This is a genomic window from Rhodovibrio salinarum DSM 9154, from assembly GCF_000515255.1.
Taxonomy (GTDB): domain Bacteria; phylum Pseudomonadota; class Alphaproteobacteria; order Kiloniellales; family Rhodovibrionaceae; genus Rhodovibrio; species Rhodovibrio salinarum.
Window position 1 is genome coordinate 1,081,983 of the sequence record NZ_KI911559.1, and the last position, 18,474, is coordinate 1,100,456.

At 65.0% G+C, this 18,474-nt stretch carries 16 protein-coding genes and 1 tRNA gene; 9 read left to right on the top strand and 8 right to left on the bottom strand.

Annotated elements, in window-relative coordinates; genetic code table 11:
- Positions 1–13: 13 nt before the first annotated feature.
- Complete coding sequence (locus tag RHOSA_RS0105045; RefSeq protein WP_037255730.1) at positions 14–286, top strand: hypothetical protein; 273 nt, start codon at positions 14–16, stop codon at positions 284–286.
- 160 nt (positions 287–446) lie between these two features.
- Positions 447–1,724: a sensor histidine kinase gene (locus tag RHOSA_RS0105050; RefSeq protein WP_081728481.1), complete on the top strand. Its 1,278-nt coding sequence runs from the start codon at positions 447–449 to the stop codon at positions 1,722–1,724.
- A 67-nt stretch (positions 1,725–1,791) separates the two neighbouring features.
- Here the strand turns inward: RHOSA_RS0105050 and RHOSA_RS0105055 are convergent.
- Positions 1,792–1,877: transfer RNA gene (locus tag RHOSA_RS0105055), tRNA-Leu, on the bottom strand.
- A 261-nt stretch (positions 1,878–2,138) separates the two neighbouring features.
- Between RHOSA_RS0105055 and RHOSA_RS20590 the strand changes: the two genes are divergently transcribed.
- The 3 genes from RHOSA_RS20590 to RHOSA_RS0105070 all read left to right on the top strand — a co-directional run bounded on the left by RHOSA_RS20590 (position 2,139) and on the right by RHOSA_RS0105070 (position 5,205).
- Positions 2,139–2,885 (top strand): ZIP family metal transporter, encoded by a 747-nt coding sequence (locus RHOSA_RS20590; RefSeq protein ID WP_037255731.1) that lies wholly within the window; start codon positions 2,139–2,141, stop codon positions 2,883–2,885.
- A gap of 102 nt (positions 2,886–2,987) precedes the next feature.
- Positions 2,988–3,653: a glutathione S-transferase family protein gene (locus RHOSA_RS0105065; RefSeq protein ID WP_027287820.1), complete on the top strand. Its 666-nt coding sequence runs from the start codon at positions 2,988–2,990 to the stop codon at positions 3,651–3,653.
- A 118-nt stretch (positions 3,654–3,771) separates the two neighbouring features.
- Positions 3,772–5,205 carry an FAD-binding oxidoreductase gene (locus tag RHOSA_RS0105070; RefSeq protein WP_027287821.1) on the top strand — a complete coding sequence of 478 codons (1,434 nt, stop codon included), beginning with the start codon at positions 3,772–3,774 and terminating at the stop codon, positions 5,203–5,205.
- A gap of 9 nt (positions 5,206–5,214) precedes the next feature.
- On the opposite strand, the gene RHOSA_RS0105075 is transcribed toward RHOSA_RS0105070, so the two are convergent.
- Both RHOSA_RS0105075 and RHOSA_RS20595 read right to left on the bottom strand, forming a co-directional pair.
- Positions 5,215–6,465, bottom strand: a complete 1,251-nt coding sequence (locus tag RHOSA_RS0105075; protein WP_051431819.1) for an ABC transporter substrate-binding protein — start codon at positions 6,463–6,465, stop codon at positions 5,215–5,217.
- 124 nt (positions 6,466–6,589) lie between these two features.
- The gene (locus RHOSA_RS20595; protein WP_169816595.1) at positions 6,590–7,675 is read right to left on the bottom strand and encodes an aminoglycoside phosphotransferase family protein; all 1,086 of its coding nucleotides are present in this window, start codon (positions 7,673–7,675) and stop codon (positions 6,590–6,592) included.
- 87 nt (positions 7,676–7,762) lie between these two features.
- On the opposite strand from RHOSA_RS20595, the gene RHOSA_RS0105085 reads away from it, so the two are divergent.
- Both RHOSA_RS0105085 and RHOSA_RS20600 read left to right on the top strand, forming a co-directional pair.
- Complete coding sequence (locus RHOSA_RS0105085; protein WP_081728482.1) at positions 7,763–8,533, top strand: TIGR04283 family arsenosugar biosynthesis glycosyltransferase; 771 nt, start codon at positions 7,763–7,765, stop codon at positions 8,531–8,533.
- Between the two features lie 12 nt (positions 8,534–8,545).
- Positions 8,546–9,157, top strand: coding sequence for a TIGR04282 family arsenosugar biosynthesis glycosyltransferase (locus RHOSA_RS20600; RefSeq protein WP_037255732.1), 612 nt, complete (start codon positions 8,546–8,548; stop codon positions 9,155–9,157).
- A 40-nt stretch (positions 9,158–9,197) separates the two neighbouring features.
- Here the strand turns inward: RHOSA_RS20600 and RHOSA_RS25370 are convergent, their stop codons facing one another.
- A complete protein-coding gene (locus tag RHOSA_RS25370; RefSeq protein WP_169816596.1) occupies positions 9,198–9,938 on the bottom strand; it encodes a helix-turn-helix domain-containing protein in 741 nt (246 codons plus the stop codon).
- A 69-nt stretch (positions 9,939–10,007) separates the two neighbouring features.
- Here RHOSA_RS25370 and RHOSA_RS25375 point away from each other — a divergent pair, with 69 nt between their 5' ends.
- A complete protein-coding gene (locus RHOSA_RS25375; protein WP_027287824.1) occupies positions 10,008–10,466 on the top strand; it encodes a hypothetical protein in 459 nt (152 codons plus the stop codon).
- Positions 10,467–10,477: 11 nt separating this feature from the next.
- On the opposite strand, the gene RHOSA_RS24015 is transcribed toward RHOSA_RS25375, so the two are convergent.
- From RHOSA_RS24015 to RHOSA_RS0105120, 4 genes are all read right to left on the bottom strand, one after another.
- The gene (locus tag RHOSA_RS24015) at positions 10,478–12,277 is read right to left on the bottom strand and encodes a sensor histidine kinase (protein WP_051431822.1); all 1,800 of its coding nucleotides are present in this window, start codon (positions 12,275–12,277) and stop codon (positions 10,478–10,480) included.
- A gap of 188 nt (positions 12,278–12,465) precedes the next feature.
- On the bottom strand, positions 12,466–13,083 hold the full coding sequence (locus RHOSA_RS0105110; RefSeq protein WP_027287825.1) for a response regulator transcription factor: 618 nt from the start codon (positions 13,081–13,083) through the stop codon (positions 12,466–12,468).
- Positions 13,084–13,257: 174 nt separating this feature from the next.
- Positions 13,258–15,825: a hybrid sensor histidine kinase/response regulator gene (locus RHOSA_RS20615; protein ID WP_051431823.1), complete on the bottom strand. Its 2,568-nt coding sequence runs from the start codon at positions 15,823–15,825 to the stop codon at positions 13,258–13,260.
- A 139-nt stretch (positions 15,826–15,964) separates the two neighbouring features.
- Entirely contained in the window at positions 15,965–16,522 is a 558-nt protein-coding gene (locus tag RHOSA_RS0105120) for a putative pterin-binding protein (protein WP_200371954.1), read from the bottom strand.
- 391 nt (positions 16,523–16,913) lie between these two features.
- Here RHOSA_RS0105120 and nhaC point away from each other — a divergent pair, with 391 nt between their 5' ends.
- A complete protein-coding gene (nhaC, locus tag RHOSA_RS20620; RefSeq protein ID WP_051431824.1) occupies positions 16,914–18,446 on the top strand; it encodes a Na+/H+ antiporter NhaC in 1,533 nt (510 codons plus the stop codon).
- The last annotated feature ends 28 nt before the right edge of the window (positions 18,447–18,474 follow it).

The following is an 18,474-nucleotide window of genomic DNA, read 5'->3' on the forward strand; positions in this document are numbered from 1 at the left end:
TAGATTGATCGGTATGCGTAAGCTGCTTGCCCGACTGGTGCCGAAGGATCGTCCGGAGTACGAGGGCGTGCGCTTTCTCGCGCACCACATGGTCGGTGGTGTGCTCGGCGCCGTGGTGTTCTTCGCCCTGATCATGGCCTACGACCTCGCCAACTTGCGCGCGTTGATGTTCAACACCCGCGACGGTTGGGTGGCAGCGGCTCTGCTTTTGTTCGGGCTGGTGGTAACCTTTGGCTCAGTCGCGATGGGGATTGCCGTGATGCTGCTGGGCCGCGACCGGAACTAAGCGCGCTATTGCAATCCGTCGGTCCCACGTAGGGGGTAGCCCTGCCAAAACGACAACGACGGCAGTGGCACGAGCGCCCGATTTTAACCTTTCGCTTTTTACTATGTCTTAATGCGCGGTGTTGGAGTTTTGTTTAGCAACTTTTTCTGAGGGTTCGCGTATGATTCCCGCTCCCCGCCCGCATGACGAGACCGCTCGCCTGCGCGCCTTACGCGCGCATATCGACATCCAGAATGCTCGCGACGACGGTGTTCAGGCGGTAGCGGAAATGGCGGCGCGCGCGGTCGGTGTGCCGATCGCGTTGGTGAGCCTTGTGGATGACACGGAACAGCTGTTCGCTGGCTGCGTCGGCCTGGACGCCGAACGCACGTCGCGCGACGTCGCCTTCTGTGCCTACACCATCCTGAGCGATGACATCCTGGAGGTGAGGGATGCGCGCCAGGACCCGCGGTTCGTCCAGAATCCGCTGGTGACCGGGCCGCCCTATATCCGTTTCTACGCTGGTGCGCCGCTCACCAGCGCGGAGGGGCATCGTCTGGGCACCCTTTGCCTGATCGATTCCCACCCGCGCCAGTTGAACACGCAGCAACGCCAACTGCTGCGTGACATGGCGGAAACCGCAAGCCGGGTGCTGCGCAAGTTGCGCCAGTTGAACGAAGCGAACCACCAACTGGTCGATGCGTTGGAGGACTCCAGGCGTACGGAACGGGCGACGGCCACCTTCTTCGCCAGCATGAGTCATGAGTTGCGCACCCCGTTGAACGCGGTGATCGGCTTCGCTGAAGTGATCGAGCGGGAGAGCTTTGGCCCGATTTCCGACTCGCGCTATGCCGAGTATGCCGGTGATATCCGGCGCAGTGGCGAGCATTTGCTGTCTCTCATCAACGGCATCCTTGATATCAGCCGGTTGGATGCGGGTCAGCACATCCTCTATCCCGAAGAACTCGACCTCGGCGCCGAGGTGAACTGGGTTCTGCGCATGTTGCAACCGCTGTGCGAGAGCTACGGAGCGGAAATTCAGCCGGCGCCAGGGTTGGACACGCTGGAGGTGGTATTCGACAAGCGCGCTGTGCGCCAGTTGCTGTTGAACCTGCTATCGAACGCGGTGAAATACGCGGGAGGCGCTGGCACGATCACGCTCCAGGCCGAGCGCGAGGATTCGCAGATCCAACTGTGCGTCGTGGACCAGGGGCCGGGCATGGATGCCGACACGACCGCGCGTCTGTTCGAACCGTTCGCCCGGGCCAAGCGCGCGCATCAGGATTGCGAAGGCACCGGCCTTGGACTGGCGTTGTGCAAGAAGCTGGTCGATTTCGCCGGTGGCGAGATCGAGGTCGACAGCGTCCCGGGGCAGGGCACCCGTGTCGAGGTGATGCTGCCGGATTTGGGCGACATCGAGGATAACGTGGCCACGGAGCGGTCCGTGGCGGCCCGCTAGCGCCAGCGGTCACGGTCCCGATTAGGACGCGTGGTGCCCGGAAGGCTCGCGCATGTCAGAAAAGCCTTGGTGCGGGCGGGGGGACTCGAACCCCCACGGGCATTGCCCAAGCGATTTTAAGTCGCTTGCGTCTACCGGTTCCGCCACGCCCGCGTTTTGGCGCGGTCCCCCATGCGAAGCAGGTCGCGCAGAACCTCTATAGCAACCGCAAAGGTCTCTTTCTAAGGGATTCGTACAGCCCGAACGGGTGCGCGTAGCCGGGCAGGCGTGTGCTCGGTATAGATTAGAACACTTCTAAAGAAACCATTCGGCCAAACGTGCCGGTGTATGCTACATCATGCGCGTCCCGCCGCGCTTGACGGTGGCTCCTTGGAGTCGTCGTCGCGTCGGTTCCAAGCCTTGGAGCGTGCCCACATGATCGAGACCAGCGTCTGGACCGTTTTCATCGCGGCCTTGATCACGGCGCTCGCGACGGGTCTGGGCGCACTGCCGTTCCTGTTCGTGCGCAACCTGACGCGCCGTTGGGAGGCGATCGGCAATGCGATCGCCGCCGGCCTGATGATCGCGGCGTCGATCGGTCTGGTGAAGTCGGGGATCGAGCTATCGGTTCTGCGCACCCTGATCGGCATCGGGTTGGGGGCGATTTTCATGTTCTACAGCCACAAGCTGGTGCACGCGCGCGAGGACCTGACGATCGGCGAATTGACCGGCGCGGATGCGCGCAAGGCGCTGGTGATCGTCGGCGTGATGACGATGCATTCGGCTGCCGAGGGAATCGGTGTTGGCGTCTCGTTCGGCGGGGGCGAGGATCTGGGCGTGCTGATGACGATCGCGATCGCCATCCACAACGTGCCGGAGGGGCTGGCGATCTCGCTCGTACTGGTGCCGCGCGGTGTCTCGGTGTTGATGGCGGCGTGGTGGAGCGTGTTCTCCTCTTTGCCGCAGCCGATCCTGGCGATTCCGGCGTTTATCTTCGTCTGGTTCTTCCAACCGCTGCTGCCCGTGGGCCTGGGGTTGGCGGCCGGGGCGATGTTCTGGATGACCTTCTCGGAAATGATTCCAGAAGCACGTCAGGAGGTTAGCTGGATGGCGGTGATCTCTGCGGTAGGCGGTGCGGTCCTGGCAATGGCGGGGCTCGGCTGGGCCGTTGGCGGACTTTAGCCGCCCAGCGCCTGTATCGGGCCTGTGTCGTCGTATCGGTCGTGTGTCTTTGCCGGCCCCGCCTTCCGCAGCGCGGCACGAGCGGTTAGTCTCCCCGACGCCATGCGCGTTCTCTATCACACCCCTTTGCACCCCGGATGCCGCAAGGTCCGCCTGCAGCTGCAGGAAAAGAGCCTGGCATTCGAACTGAAGACCGAACAGACCTGGCAACGCCGGGAGGGCTTCTTGCGCCTGAACCCGGCGGGCGAGGTGCCGGTGTTGGTCGAGGACAGCGCGGTGATCGCCGAGGCTCCCGTGATCTCCGAGTTCCTGGAGGAGGCCTATCCGGAGATCGACTTGCTGGGCACGGATGCGTTCGAACGGGCGGAGACGCGCCGGCTCGTCTGGTGGTTCGACGCCAAGTTCCACGAGGAGGTCACGCGCAATCTGGTCGACGAGAAGATCTTGAAGCGCCTGATGCGCAGCGGTAACCCGGATAGCCAGGCGATCCGCTGTGGCCATGCCAATATCGGCTATCACCTGGCCTACATCGCGTGGCTGTGCGACCGGCGAACCTGGCTGGCGGGCGACAGTTTTTCGCTGGCCGACATCGCGGCCGCCGCGCAGCTTTCGGCGGTCGACTACCTGGGCGACGTGCCGTGGGAGGATGTGCCGGGCGCCAAGGACTGGTACGCCCGGGTCAAGTCGCGCCCGTCGATGCGCGGCATCCTGGCCGAGAACATCCCCGGGTTTCCGCCGCCGGACCATTACGCCGATCTGGATTTTTGACCGTCAACGTGGCGGGGCATCAACTGTTAAGCGGCGGGGACGGGGCCTCAAACCCGCATGGATCATGGCATTTGTCCGCTGACTGGCGCATGGTCCACACGTGTCTTAAGGTCGGGCCATGGCCCCATCGTCGACCTGCCCAGAGCTGCTTTCCCAACTAGGTGACCTGCTGGGTCCACGTCACGTCGTCACCGAGCGGGATGAAATCGCCCCGCGCCTGATCGACTGGCGGCGGAAGTACACCGGCAACGCTTTGGCGCTGGTCAAGCCCGGCACCACCGCGGAGGTCGCGGCGGTTGTGCGGGCCTGTGCCGATTGCAGGACGCCGATCGTGCCGCAGGGCGGCCACACCAGCCTGGTCGGCGGCAGCACGCCCGATCTGGACGGGCGCGCGGTCATCCTGTCGACCGAGCGGCTCACCCGGGTCCGCGACGTCGACCCGGTCAACAACACCATGACGGTCGAAGCCGGCTGTATCCTGCAAAGTCTGCAGGAGGAAGCCGCGCGCCACGACCGCTTGTTCCCGCTGTCCCTGGCGGCGGAGGGGACCTGCCGGATCGGCGGGAACCTGGCGACCAATGCCGGCGGGCTTAACGTGCTGCGCTATGGCAACGCCCGGGATCAGGTGCTGGGGCTGGAGGTCGTGCTGCCCGACGGGCAGGTCTGGGACGGCTTGCGCACCCTGCGCAAGGACAACACCGGCTACGACCTGAAGCAGCTGTTCGTCGGGTCGGAAGGCACGCTCGGCATCATCACCGCCGCCACGCTCAAGCTGCAGCCGCAACCGCTGGAGGCTGCAACCGCGTTCTGTGCCGTGCGCGACGTCGATGCGGCACTGGATCTGCTGGCCCGCTGCCAGCAGGCGACCGCGCAGTCCCTGACCTCGTTCGAGCTGATCCCGCGGATCGGTATCGACCTCTCTCTCAAACACGTCGCCGGCAGCGTCGACCCGCTGGAAGGCGCCTACGATTGGTACGTCCTGGTCGAGGCGCAGGGCGGCCATGGCGACGGTGGGCTCAAGGCCGCGCTGGAAGGCGCGCTGATGCAGGCGTACGAGGACGGTCTGGTGCTGGACGCCGCGCCGGCGGAAAGCGCGGCCCAGGCGCAGACGTTCTGGCACCTGCGCGAAGCGGTGGTCGAGGCGCAGCGGCACGAGGGCGGCTCGATCAAGCACGACATCGCCGTGCCGGTGTCCAGCGTTCCGGCGTTCCTGACAGAGGCGACAGCCAAGGTGCATGAAATGGTGCCCGGCATCCGCCCGGTGCCGTTCGGCCACCTCGGCGACGGCAACCTGCACTTCAACCTGACCCAACCGGAGGGGGCGGACACACAAGCCTTCCTCGCCCGTTGGGACGAGGTGAACGCGGCCGTCCACGACATCGTGGCCCGCTACCGCGGCTCGATCTCCGCCGAACACGGCATCGGCCAGATGAAGGTCGCGGAAAACGCCCGCTTCAAGCCGCCGGTGGAACTCGAGATGATGCGCGCGATCAAGCGGAGCCTCGATCCCGGCAACATCATGAACCCAGGCAAGGTGATCGACCTCGACTAGGCCGGCGCCTTAGCTGCCATAGCGCCGCTGCCAGGCCTGTTCGATCCGGGTCATCCAGGTCGGATGCGGCTCCAGCAGGGTGGGGCCGAGTTCGCTTGGCCCGAGTGTGGCCTTGCCACGGTCGATGTCCCGGAATAGGGCGCGCTTGTCGTCGGGCAGTTCGCCGACGTCGAGCACGGTTTGATCGCCCCAGACGTCCGGGCGTGCTTTCTCCGCCTGGGCTTCCGGGCTCATCAGGAAGTTCGCGACCACCAGGGCACCGGCTTTGTGTGCGGCGTTGTAGGGGATCGCGACGAAGTGGGTGTTGCCGATCATGCCGCTGTCGAAGACGAAGGTGCGCGCGCTCTCCGGCAGCCGGCCCTCCGCGATCAGGCCCGAGGCTTGCGAGGGGTAGAACGACAGCGCCATGTCGAGCACCCCGTCGTTCAGCATGCGCACCTGGGCCGGGCCGCTTTTCGGGAAGTCGCGACCCCGGCGCCAGAGGTGCGGGTGCAGGTTGTCCAGGAAGGTCCACAGCGGTTCGGTGACGCGGGCGAACTGTTCGTCCGATTGCACCGGCTCCTGCAGCAGGTCGGGGTTGTCGCTTAGTTCGATCAGCGCCTGCTTCAGGAAGGTCGTGCCGAGGAAGTCCGGCGGTGCGGGATAGCTCAGCCGGCTGGGATGGGCCTCGGCCCAGGCGGCGAGGTCGCGCATGCTCTCCGGCGTCTCAGCTGGGTCGATCCGGGCGGAATCGTAGATGATATTGAACTTCGCCATGCCCCAGGGCGCTTCGTAGCCTTCGGTGGGGATGGTGAAGTCGATCCTGGTGGTCGGCTTGTCGTCGACGTCGACCAGCTTCCAGTTCGGCAGTCGGTCGACGAACGGCCCGTACAGCAGGTCGTTCTCCTTCATCGTGGCGAAGTTCTCGCCGTTGATCCAAATCAGGTCGATCGACCCGCCGTCGTCGCGTCCGGCGGACTTTTCCGACAACACGCGGCTGACTGCTTCCGCCGTGTCGGACAGCTTGACGTGGCGCAGCTCGATGCCGAAGCGCGCCTCGACCTCCCCGGCGACCCAGTCGAGGTAGCTGTTGACCTGCGGATCGCCGCCCCAGGCGTTGAAGTAGACCGTCTGACCTTGGGCGCGCTTCTGTGCGCTGTCATAGCTCATGGCGCCGTCTGCTGCGGCCAAGCCGAGCGGTAGGCCGCACGTCAGCAGCAGGCTGAGCAGGAATGCCCGTGTCACCGTGCGGGCGGTTGGGCGCGTCGGGGAAGTCGTCATCGGGTGTCCACCTTCGCAGGGGGCCGTTGTCCTGATTTGCGGACTCGAGGCTAGAACGCGGCGACGCGTATGTCAGCGGGCCTCACGGCGGTTTGATGCGATCGTGCGCCGGAAGTTGCGTGCTTCAGTCGCCGATTTCCGCTGCCAGACCGGGGGCGGCCAGCCATTCCGCGCGCATCCGACGTAGCGTTTCGGGCCGCAGGTACTCGGCCACACGGTCGGCGACGTGGGCGATCAGCGCCGGGTCGGTGTTGTCCGCCGACCAGTCGCGCCCGTGTCCCGCCGCGTCGGTGCGTGCAGCCCGGCGGTGCTCGACCGACCACATCACGCACCAGGTGAGCGCGCGCAGGAAGGTGATCCGGCGCAGCGGCACCAGCCAGGGTCGGAGCTGCTGCGCAAGCTCGGGCCCGACGGCTTCGAGATAGTGGCTGTAGTAGCCGCCCAGTGCGTCCAGCGAGAGGTCGGCGTAGGTGTCCGGGTCCCAGGTGGTGGAGCTGTACAGCGTGGCATGCGCCAGATCGGTTCCGGGTGAGCCGTAAAGCGCCTTCTCCAGATCGACGATCACGGCCTTGCCGTCGTCGGTGATCAGGAAGTTGCCCGGATGGGTGTCGGTTAGGACAAGCCGGATCGGCTGCGCCGCGCCCTCGACACGCGCGGCGAAGGCGCGAGCCCAGTCCAGTTCGGCCTCCAGTTCTTCCCGTGCGGCCGGGTCGAGGTCCGCGGCGTCGAGATACTCGGCCTGCGCCGTGATCTCGGCCATCGCGCCGGCGACCGGGTCGCTATGATCGGCGAGCGGCGGGCGGTCCATTGGAGATGGAACGGGGAGGTGGTGCACCCGTGCCATCGCGGCAGCGAGCGCGGGCAGGTCGTCCGGCAGGCGCGGCGGGCGGCCGACGATCTCCTCGACCACCAGGGCGCCCATCGGCAGTTCCTCGCTCGGCGTCAGGACCGCGGCCAGGCGCGGCGCGTGGCCGCTGGCGCTGACCCGTTCGAAGCAGGCGGCCTGGTAGGTCAGGTTGTCTTGCGCGCCGAAGGCGAACTGGCTTTGTTTGGGCACGCGTAGGACCCAGCCGCGTTGGCCGACGCGCAAGTGTTCGTGCGCCAGGCCCTTGACGGCCATGGGCGTGAGTTCGTCCGCACCCAGGTCGGCGAAGCGAGGATGGGTGCGCAACTGGCGGGTCAGGGTGGCGCGGTCGGGTATGGCGGGCATGATCCACGCACCTAGCATGTCGGATGCGTTGAGACAGCCCACAGGTAGCAGACCTGTCATCACGATCATGCTATCTGCGGGGGCGTCATGTCCCTAACCGACTCCACACTGCCCCCGTCGTCGTTCCCGCAGGTTTTGCCGTCCAGCATAGCTGCCGGCGTGCAGGCGCCGGAGGGCACGTTGTCAGTGGTGATCCCCACGTTGAACGCGCGGGCGCGCTTGCCGGGGTGCCTGGGGGCATTGCGTGCGGCCCGGGCGGCGAGTCTGGTCGATCAGGTGATCGTGGCCGATGGCGGGTCCAGCGACGGCACGCCGGAGATTGCGCGTGGGTTCGGCGCGATCGTGGTCGCCGCGCCCACAGGACGTGGCCCGCAACTGGCCGCCGGCGCCAAGGCGGCGTCCGGTGACTGGCTGCTGTTCCTGCACGCCGATACCAAGTTGGCCGAGGGGTGGGAGCGCGTGCTTGCTGAGCACCTGGCCCGGCCGGATGCTGCGGCGATGGCGGCCGCCTTCCAACTCGCCTTCGACGAGGTGTCCGACGGCGCCGCGCGTGTGGCAAGGCTGGCGAACTGGCGTGCCCGGCGGCTGGGGCTGCCCTACGGTGACCAGGGCTTGCTGATCGCCCGGTCGTTGTACGACGGGGTGGGCGGCTACCGCGAGCTCGCGCTGATGGAGGACGTCGATCTGGTGCGCCGTTTGGGCCGGCACCGCCTGCAGGTCTTGCAGGCGACGGCCGTGACCAGTGCCGCACGCTACCAGCGGGAGGGGTGGTGGCGGCGCCCGGCGCGCAATCTGAGCGTCCTCGCGCTCTATCTGCTGGGGGTGCCACCACGTTTCCTGCGCCGTCTGTACGGCTAAGGCAGGAAGGTCATGGCGAGCACGCGCCATCTGGTGATTTTCGCGCGCCAGCCGCAGATCGGGGTTGGCAAGCGGCGCTTGGCGCGTGGGGTCGGCGATTTGAACGCCTGGCGCTTCCAGCGTCTGATGCTGGCGCGCCTGCTGCATCGCGTTGCCGGCGACCCGCGCTGGACGACCTGGCTGGCGGTCACCCCCGACAGCGCTGCTGTCCGTCCGACCTGGCTTCCGCGTGCGGCATACGGTGCAGTCACTGCGATCCCGCAGGGTCGGGGGGATCTGGGGGCGCGGATGGCGCGTCCGATGCGCACCCTGCCGGCGGGGCCTGTCGTGATCGTCGGCAGCGACGTGCCTGGGATCGACCGCCACCATGTTGCGCACGCCTTCTTCGCATTGGGGCGGACGGACGCCGTTCTGGGGCCGGCGGCCGACGGCGGCTATTGGCTGATCGGGCTGGGGCCGCGGGCCCGTAAGCGCCCGCCGTTCGACGGCGTGCGCTGGAGTGGGCCGTACGCCCTGGCCGATAGCTGCTGGAACCTGGGCCGCGCCGGTCTGCGGTGGGCCCTGTTGGCGCGATTGTCCGATGTGGATGAGGCGACCGACCTGTCGCCGGATCATTTTCGTTGATCGACGAGGCTCAGGCGCGCGTTCCGCATTGGTTGCGGGATTAGATCGGGGCTTCGCAGCTCATCCGCTCCAACGCCTTGCGGTCGCGTAGAGCGACTTCGGTGGTCGAGGGGCAGGCGATGATGCCGTCTTGGCGCAGCCGGCTGAAAGCCCGGCTCAAGGTGGGTAGTTCGAGAGCGAGGTAGGAGGCGAGGTCGGTGCGGCGCATCGGTAGCCATAGCGGTGCGTCCGCGTCCATGCCGCGCGCCCGCTGCCGGCGGTCGAACTGCAGCAGGGCGGTGGCGACGCGTTCCGCCGCGTTCATGGCGCCCAAAATCAACAATTGATCCTGGGCCAATGCGAATTCTGACGTCACGGTGCGATAGAGGGCGTGGCGTAGGTTAGGGTAGGTGTCGCTCAGCTCGTTGAGCTCCGTCTGTCGCACGCTGGCCAATGTGCTGCGGGTGACGGCCCGCGCGCTGTAGAGGTAGTGTACCCCCGCAAGGGCGCCCAGTAGATCGCCCGGGAACAGGAATCCGGTCACTTGCAGGTTCCGGTCGGCGCGTTGCTTCCACACCATGAGGCAGCCGTCGACGATCATGTGAACGTATGTCGATGGGGTGCCTTCCGCGACGATCAGTTCGTTCTTCTGGACGTTGTGACACCGTAGCGACTTGACGAACGCCGCGCGCGCCGTAGCTTCACACGCCCTGAGCAGGGGGGACCTGTCCAGCCGGTCTGGATGCCAAGACCCGGTATGGGCACGGGGGTCGGTGGGGGTGTGCGATCCGGTTCCAGACATCCAAACGCCCCGCGTTACCGTACACGTTGTCGAGACGCGTGAACTAAGCCGATTGTGAGGCGGATCCGCATGAGCACGCCCTTCGTCGCCAGAGAGATGACTCGCACGGACGCGCAGCGCGCCTATGCCCTCGTCGAAGCGATCCGACCCAACATAACACTTGATAATTGGCTTAACCATATTAAGCCGCTGATCGAGCGCGAGAGCACAACCGGAAGAGATGCGGGGGCGATCGTGCTCAGTGCGGGCGGGGACTATCTCTATGGGGCGTTTACCTATCGCCTTTGGACGACGCTTGCGCTCGGTCGAACCTTGATGGTCGACGACTTCTGCGCGGTCGGTTTGGCGGGCGAACGGACGCCCGCGCACGCCCTGTTTGCCGCGGCTGACGAGGTGGCCCAGCAGCACGAATGCGAGGCCGTGTGCGTCAAGTTTCTCGACGGAGACCGGGCCGAACAGAATTGGCACAGCTATGCGGACGGGGCTGCCTACGTTCCGATCCCCGCGGTGGCGAAACGGATCGACTGATTGGTCTGGAGTTAGCGCGCGCGCATATCTTCACGGGTGGTGCGCTGGGCGTCGATATTGATACCCGCGGAATCCTGAGCCATGGCGCTTGACTGGTTGGAACTGATCCGTGTGACGGGCAGTCGCACGGTCGCGCGGGTGCCTTCACCGGGGACACTGAAGATATCCAGTCCGCCGTCGTGTAGCTTGGCAAGCGCGCTGGTGATGTTGATGCCGAGGCCTGTGCCTTCTGCCCGGCGCGTCAAAGCATTTTCCGCCTGGCCGAACAGTTGCATCGCCCGTTCCAGGTCTGCCGGGCCCATCCCATGGCCGGTATCAGTAACTGACAGATAGAGCCACGTGTCGTCGCGCGCGACGGACACGGTCACGGACCCGCCCGGATCGGTGAATTTAAGCGCGTTCACGACCAGGTTCAGCAGCATCTGCTTCAAGGCGCGCGCGTCGGCGCGCAGGTGCAGATCGCTGTCTGGGACGAACAGCGCAACCTGCGTCTGTTCGGCTCGAAAGGCAGCCAGGCGGCGGACCGAGCGCAATGTCTCGGCGAGTTCGATCTCCTCTTCGTACAGCTTGTGGCGCTGCGCCTCGATCTTTGCCAGGTCGAGGATATCGTTGATCAGCGAGAGGAGGTGCTGTCCGCTTTCGTAGATATCCTGCGCATATTCGCGGTAGTTGGGATGGTTCGGGCCGAACGATTGCTTCGAGATGATCTCGGAGAATCCGATGACTGCGTTGAGGGGTGTGCGCAATTCGTGGCTCATCAACGTCAGGAACTCGGATTTGCTGCGGTTTGCCTCTGCCGCTTGTTCGCGCAACGTCTGCTCGCGTTGGCGCGCAGCCTCTGCGTCGCGCCGCGCATGATCCTGTATGCGGCTGGCAAGCTGTGCGCGGTGAAGCAGCAGCGTAAGGCCCAATACGCATGGCACCCCGGCGATCAACATGCCGCGGACATAATTCCACCAGCGGTCCCAGACCGCCGATGTCGGCGCGGCGGCGACGATGCCGATATCGTAGGTCGGACTCATCGCGACGGTGGCCAGCGCGTCGTGATCGTCCAGGAACGTTTTCTGTTGACTGGTCCAGGCGGACACGCCTGGCTTTGGCGTCTCCTTGAACAGGTTCTGGATGCGCGTCGGGTCCGTGGCAGTGCCGCGTCCACCGGTCACCATCGCCGTGCCGTCTGACCGGTAGATGCCGACCTTACAATCCGCGCACGCGCTATCGGTGCGTAGAATCGGTAGGTAGTAGGCCGGCTCCACCGCTGCGGCGACGACGCCGCGGAAACCGTATGTGCCCACCGTGATCGGCCGGCTGACCGGCACGAAGGTGTTGCCGGTGTACTTGCCTGGCATTGTCGGGCTGAAATGCAGGTGGGACTTCCTGCCGAAGCCGTGGGCGCTGAAATACTCCCGGTCGATCGTGTCGAGCGGTGGCGTTTCCCATTTTGCGCTGTACAGGCGCATGTAGCCGTTCTGGTCGACCAACCAGATCGAACGCAGTTGCGGCAGGCTATTGGCAATCTCGCGCATCCGATGCCAGACGTTGCGGCTGCGCGCAATCTCTTCCCAGGGCTGGGTGTCTACGGTGCGGATGACTTCCTTGAGCGCCATGTCGACCGCCTGGAAAGTGCGGTCGGCATGCTCTCTAAGCACGCGCGCTTCGTCTGTCGTCTGGGCCACGATCTCCTTGCGTGCAGCGAAGTACGCTTCGGTGCTGGCGTAGGTGAGAAAGGCGACGAGGCCCACGATGGCCCCAAGGCCCAGCAGGAACAACGCACGGCCAGGACGTACGGACGAAGCGGAAGGCGTCAGCATCAGGGATTACTGCATGAGTGTAGACAGGGAAAATCCCCGTGACGAGAAGCTGGAGATCGCACTGTTCTTAACTCTCGTCTAAATCGCTTGCAGGCGTAGTGCGTGCCATCGCAGAACGATCCTTGGATGCTTTTGATGCGCTTAGATGGAGAAATGGAAGACTTGCCGGTCGCTGGGCCGGGTCTGTGTCAGACCAATCCCCCTTCCTTGGCGATCATCGCGGCATGGGTGCGGTTGCGGGCATCCAGCTTGCGGCACAGCGTCTTCACGTGCAGCTTGACCGTGACCTCTTGAATGTCGAGTTGCCGGGCGATTTCCTTGTTCGCCAAGCCTTGGGTCAGGCACAACAGCACTTCCCGTTCGCGCCGGGAGAGCTGAGTTGATAAGGCCGGGGTTTCTGGCTCCGGCGGTTTTTGATTCAGAAAGCTGAATGGGGCGTAGCATTCCCCGGCGGCCATCAGGTTGACCGCATGGATCAGCGATTTTGCGGCCATCGACTTCGGCACAAAGCCGGCTGCGCCGGCCGCCAGAGCCTGTTCGGCGACCGCGGGGCTCGCGGTTCCGGAGATCAGCCCCACGGGCTTTCCGGCATTCAGGCGGATGGCTTCGCTCAGGCCGTCCAGCTCGTGCATCCCCGGCATGGTATAGTCGAGCAGGACCAGATCGAACGGACCGGAGTTATTGATCGCGGTTCGGGCTTCATCAAAAGACCCAACCGCGCTGACTTTAATCTCGCCCGACTGTTGCAGATAGGCGGCAAGGGTATCCCGGACCAACTCGTGGTCGTCAGCGAGCAGGATGCGCATCGTGTCTTCCAAGTCGCCTCGGTCAGATGACGTCAAACCGCGTTGTCCGCACTCCCCCGGGCGATTTCGCACTGGGTCCCATGTCGATTCCCGCGGGTCAGTCCATTTAAAGCTCTTTTGGTTTAAAAGTGGTTCAAGGCGTGACCCAAAAAGGTGGCGTCGGGCAACCGTGTCTCAGGCAGCCGTTTCCTCGGCGAACTCGGCCAGGATGGACTCGGTCGCCATCGCAGAGTCACGCAATACGTCTATTTTCGCCCGGGCGGTTTCGCCGTCGCCGCGTTTGCACGCCTCCTCGATGACGCCGCAGACGCCATGTAGCGTGTATGCGCCGACCATTGCGGCGCACCCGGCCATGCGATGAACTTGCCGCGCCAGTTCCGCGTCGTCCGGACCGCGTGCCGTGGTTTCGATGACGGACAGGCCGCTGGCGATCTCCCGCCGGACCATGGAAATGGTCCGGTTAAGCGTTTCCGGGGGAAGAGTGACCGAGAGGTCGCTGAGCACGTCGGCGTCGATGATGTCGTCCTCTTCACCGAGTGCGTCGTCCTCATCCGGTGGTGTTGGAGACGGCGTTGCCGCCTGCGGGACCGCGGCCGCGGTGACGGATTCCTGCTTTTGCGTGACGTAGCGGGCCACGATGGCGAGCAATTCTGTGCGGCGCAGCGGCTTGATGATCGCGTCCTGCATGCCGGCGTCCGCGAACCGGCGGCGGTCTTCCGGCAGGGCGTGGGCGGTCAACGCGACGATCGGCGTATTCTTGGAGAAACCGCCGCCTTGACGGATCGCTTGCGTCGCCTCGACACCGTCCATCGCAGGCATGCTGATATCCATCAGGATCAGGTCGAAGCGGCGCTGCGCAGCGGCGGCGATTCCAGACAAACCGTCATGCGCCTCGCTCACGTGGTGACCGGCCTGGCGCAGCATTTCCACGGCCACCATCCGGTTCACCTCGTTATCTTCGACCAGCAGCACTTGGTACCCTGCGGGAGTGGCGAGGTCTCCCCCGGCAGACTGCACGTTGGACTCGTCAGCCGCGTCCGTCGCCCAGGGAAGGGCCAGGCGGATCCAGAACCGGCTGCCGCGGTCCCCCGCGCCTGGGGTGACGCCGATCTCCCCGCCCATCGCTTCCACGATCCGCCGGCAGATTGCCAGACCCAGCCCGGAGCCGCCGGCGTTGCGGTCGTAGCTGCTGTTGAGCGTGACGAAGTCGTCGAAGATGCGCTTCCGGTCCGGCGGCGGGATACCCGGGCCGGTGTCGTTCACGGCGATCTCGACGTCGCTGGTATCGTCGTCTGTGTCCGCAACCCTGAGCTCCAGTTCGATGTGCCCGTTCCGGGTGAACTTGGCGGCGTTGGAGAACAGGTTGAGCAGGACCTGGCGTAGGCGGTGCGGGTCACCCAGCACGCGCCGGGTGGGCTCATCGCCGGTCACCTTGGCTGTATTGCCTTTCTGCTCCACCATCGGTGCACCGATCATCAGCGTTTCGTCGAGCACCGCCCGCAGGTCGATCGCTTCCTTCTGGAAAACCATCTTCCCGGCTTCGACCCGGGTGACGTCGAGCACGTCGTTGATGTGCTTGAGCAGGATCCCGCCGGAACCGACGGCGGTGGCGACATAGCGGCGCTGCTGCGCGTCCAGGTCGGTGCGCTCCAACAGATCGAGCACGCCCAGCACGCCGTTCAACGGGGTCCGCATCTCGTGGCTCATCACCGCCAGGAAATCGGTTTTGGCGCGTTCGGCCGCCAGCGCTTCGTCGCGGGCGGCGACCAGCGCCGCCTGCTGGGCACGTCGGCTGGAGATGTCGCGCAGGTAGTAGATGATGATCGGTCCATCGGGACCCTGGCTGACGCCGAGCGCCAGTTCGACCGGAAACACCGTGCCGTGCGCGTTCAGGGCGGTGGTCTCGAACCGGCCGGTGTCGACACTGTTTATGCTGCTGTCGCGCAAGTAACGTTGCATCGTGCGCCGGTGCTGGGCCCGCTCGCCTTCTGGGATGATCAGGGCCGTCATCTCCGCGCCAACGGCCTGATCGTGGCTGTAGCCGAAGATCCGTTCGGCGGCGCCGTTCCAATCGACAATCCGGCCAGCGGCGTCGGCGACCACCACGGCATCCAGCGACGCGCCGATGGTTGCCGATAGACGGTCGCGGCTGTGGCTGACTTCCGCGGCCCGGCGCAGGGATATGCGATGCTGCCGGTCGAGCACGGCGAGCGTGAGGACCAGCAGCACGATCAGCCCGAATGCGACGGCCGAGGCGGTCAGCAGGGCATTGACGAAGTTCTGCCGTCTGGAATCCGACTGCGCCGCGTGAAGGCGGACGCCAGCGAGGGAAATGTCGCGCACCACCGGGAGCAGGCTGCGCACTTGGTTGTGCACCTGGTCCAGTTGACGGCGAAGCGTTTCGTTATCGGAATCGACGATCGGTACGATCGTCTCCAGAAAGCTTTGTACCTGCTGCAGGTCGCGGTCGACCTGTGCGACCCGCCGCAGCTCTGCGAACCCACGTCCCTGCCGGACTGTCTGCGCCCGGCTGTAGAAGAGATCGAAATGCCGGCGGACCTGAGCGATCTCGCCGTCGAACGCCTGGGCATCCTGCACGGCCGTTTGGAGCCTTAGCAGGTCGGCTTCGAGTTGGGCGAGGCTCCACTGCACATTGTCCTGCGGCGCTGCGCGCAGATCGCTCAACTGCTGGTACAGACTGACCCCGGTGCCGGTGGCGACCAGGGCGAAAAACGCCAGCACGGTGAGCGTAACCCCCCGACGACGATTGCGCAGGAGCAGAAGACCCGCCAGCTTTCGCCAGCGGGTTCCTGTCGGTCTGGAAGGAGATGCGTCGTTTAGGCGTTCGGACATCGCATGGTCCCGATGGGGCCTGGGTCGGTCAGTCTGTCACCTGCAGCCGGTTGAGCTGCCAGATGCTGCGTGCGTAGACCGTTTCGCGCTGGAAGGCCGCATCCGAGTCAAAGGGATAGACGATCCACAGCGGACCCTTGTCGCGCACGGACATCGCTTCGCCGTCCATGGCGTAGGCGACCAGGGCGCCTTCCGCTGCGTCGATGGGCATGACGATCGCGTAATCGTTCAGGGCGGTTGCGCGCAGGGTCTTGCCCTTGGCTTCAACGGCCGACAGCAGGTCGCGCAGCGCCACGCCGGTGAAGCTGTGCTTGCCCTTGGTCCAGATCGTCGAGGTGGTGAAGCTGGTCTGGGGCAGTTCGCGCAGCATGGCGCGGTCGAACACCATCGCATCGTCGCGGTTGGTGCGCCCGATCTCGCCCGTGACGGTCAGCACAACCTTGCCTTCGGGCGTGCCGAGCGATTGGGCATGGCTGTCCATCGGGCCGACTAGCAGGCCGATCAGCAGCGCGACAGCGGCAAGTAGATGGCCGGTGGTATGGCCTGGAGTTGGTTGAAAACGGGAGGAAAGGAAGGGGAAGCGCATGGGTCCTGACCAGCTGTCCGACCCCGCTGGCGGCGGGGCCGGAAGTGTTGAATGATCCGCCCACCATATGTTTTATCAGCAAACAACCACACCAAGAAGGCGTATAGGTTTCCTATCCATTCGCATAGGGCGGGCGGTCAACGGTGCGCACGCACCCGGTCATGCGGGTGATCTGTTCCGATAGGCGCCGGCGCCGCGCCAATGTAATACCCTTAAAATGCAATATCCTATCGTAGGAATACCTTCAGGTAAGATCGTCGCAAATTCGATCATGAATGACGCCCCACCGATTACGTGACGTATTGCCTTTTTGCATCTACGGTTTGCAGGCTTGAATGGCCTGTCGCCGCGTAATTGTGCAGATGTACAGTCAAAAATACGGGAGGCATGCGTGAGTAATGACAGCACGGCGCCACGGGCGCCGGGAATCTGGCTTGCCCTCACACCGGTGCTGCTAACCCTGGCGGTGCTCGCTCTGCAGCTCTTCTACTTCGGCGATTTTACCCCGCACATCCCGCTTGCCATCGGGTTGGCGATCACGGGGCTGGTCGGGCTCAAGCTGGGCTACGAATGGCCGTCGATCGAGCGTGGCGTGTTCCATGTCATCCACGTCTCGCTGCCCTCGGTCTCGGTGCTGATCACGGTTGGGATGATCATCGGCGTGTGGATCGCCAGCGGCACCGTGCCGACGTTGATCTATTATGGCCTGACCATCCTGTCGCCGCAGATCTTCCTGGCGGCGGCGATGATCCTCTGTTCCGTCGTGTCGCTGTCGCTCGGCACGTCCTGGGGCACGGTCGGCACCGTCGGTCTCGCGCTGATGGGGATCGGGGCCGGGTTCGGCATTCCGATGTACTGGACCGCCGGCGCGGTCGTCTCCGGCGCGTTCTTCGGCGACAAGGTCTCGCCGCTGTCGGACACCACCAACCTCGCCCCCGCGGTGACCGGCACCAATCTGTTCGACCATATCAAGAACATGATGCCGACCACCGTGCCGGCGATGCTGATCGCCCTGGTGATCTACACCGGCGTCGGTTTCACGCTGATCGATTCCGAGCAGACCTCGTTCGACAAGATACAGGCGATCACAAGCGCGCTGCAGGCGAACTTCTGGATCTCGCCGATCATGCTGGTGCCGGCCCTGCTGGTGATCTTCCTGGCGGTGCGCAAACAGCCGCCGATCCCCTCGCTGTTCGCGGGCGTGGTCGTTGGCGGCCTGATGGCGATCTTCTTCCAGGGCGCGGGCATGCACGATGTCTTCCAGTTCGCCAACAGCGGCTATTCGATCTCCACCGGCGTGGACGAGATCGACAGCCTGCTGAACCGCGGCGGCGTGCAGTCGATGATGTGGACCATCTCGCTCGTGCTGATCGCGCTCGGTTTCGGTGGCGCGCTGGAGAAGACCGGCTGCCTGGAGACGATCATCAACGTGATCATGACCAAGGTGCATAATTTTGCGGGCGTGCAGAGCTCGGCGATCGGCACCTCGATCGCGACCAACTTGGTGGCGGGCGACCCCTATCTGTCGATCGCGCTGCCCGGGCGGATGTACGCCCCGGTCTACCGGGGCATGGGCTACTCGACCCTCAACCTGTCCCGCGCGGTCGAGGAAGGCGGCACCCTGATGTCGCCGCTGATCCCGTGGAACGCCGGCGGCGCGTTCGTGATCAGCGCCCTGGCCCTGGGCGTGGGCGACGGGAACTTCGACAATCTACTTTACATCCCACTTGCCTTCGCCTGCTGGACCGCGCCGGTGATCGGCATCTTCTACGCCATGACGGGCCTGTTCTCCCCGAAGGCCACGCCCGCGGAGGTGGCCGAATGGCGTGACAGCGGCGAAGCGATCAAGGACCTTAGTAGCCACGGCTACGAAGACCCATTGGCGGCTGCCGGCGTTTCAGCCTACGGTCAGAGTTCGAGCTGAGCCGTGCGGTGCTAAGGCGCCGTTCGAC

Excerpts from the sequence above, each read along its gene's own strand:
- RHOSA_RS0105045 (WP_037255730.1), top strand. The coding sequence starts at position 14 with ATGCGTAAGCTGCTTGCCCGACTGGTGCCGAAGGATCGTCCGGAGTAC.
- RHOSA_RS0105050 (WP_081728481.1), top strand. The coding sequence starts at position 447 with ATGATTCCCGCTCCCCGCCCGCATGACGAGACCGCTCGCCTGCGCGCC.
- RHOSA_RS20590 (WP_037255731.1), top strand. The coding sequence starts at position 2,139 with ATGATCGAGACCAGCGTCTGGACCGTTTTCATCGCGGCCTTGATCACG.
- RHOSA_RS0105065 (WP_027287820.1), top strand. The coding sequence starts at position 2,988 with ATGCGCGTTCTCTATCACACCCCTTTGCACCCCGGATGCCGCAAGGTC.
- RHOSA_RS0105070 (WP_027287821.1), top strand. The coding sequence starts at position 3,772 with ATGGCCCCATCGTCGACCTGCCCAGAGCTGCTTTCCCAACTAGGTGAC.
- RHOSA_RS0105075 (WP_051431819.1), bottom strand. The coding sequence starts at position 6,465 with ATGACGACTTCCCCGACGCGCCCAACCGCCCGCACGGTGACACGGGCA.
- RHOSA_RS20595 (WP_169816595.1), bottom strand. The coding sequence starts at position 7,675 with ATGCCCGCCATACCCGACCGCGCCACCCTGACCCGCCAGTTGCGCACC.
- RHOSA_RS0105085 (WP_081728482.1), top strand. The coding sequence starts at position 7,763 with ATGTCCCTAACCGACTCCACACTGCCCCCGTCGTCGTTCCCGCAGGTT.
- RHOSA_RS20600 (WP_037255732.1), top strand. The coding sequence starts at position 8,546 with ATGGCGAGCACGCGCCATCTGGTGATTTTCGCGCGCCAGCCGCAGATC.
- RHOSA_RS25370 (WP_169816596.1), bottom strand. The coding sequence starts at position 9,938 with ATGTCTGGAACCGGATCGCACACCCCCACCGACCCCCGTGCCCATACC.
- RHOSA_RS25375 (WP_027287824.1), top strand. The coding sequence starts at position 10,008 with ATGAGCACGCCCTTCGTCGCCAGAGAGATGACTCGCACGGACGCGCAG.
- RHOSA_RS24015 (WP_051431822.1), bottom strand. The coding sequence starts at position 12,277 with ATGCTGACGCCTTCCGCTTCGTCCGTACGTCCTGGCCGTGCGTTGTTC.
- RHOSA_RS0105110 (WP_027287825.1), bottom strand. The coding sequence starts at position 13,083 with ATGCGCATCCTGCTCGCTGACGACCACGAGTTGGTCCGGGATACCCTT.
- RHOSA_RS0105120 (WP_200371954.1), bottom strand. The coding sequence starts at position 16,522 with ATGCGCTTCCCCTTCCTTTCCTCCCGTTTTCAACCAACTCCAGGCCAT.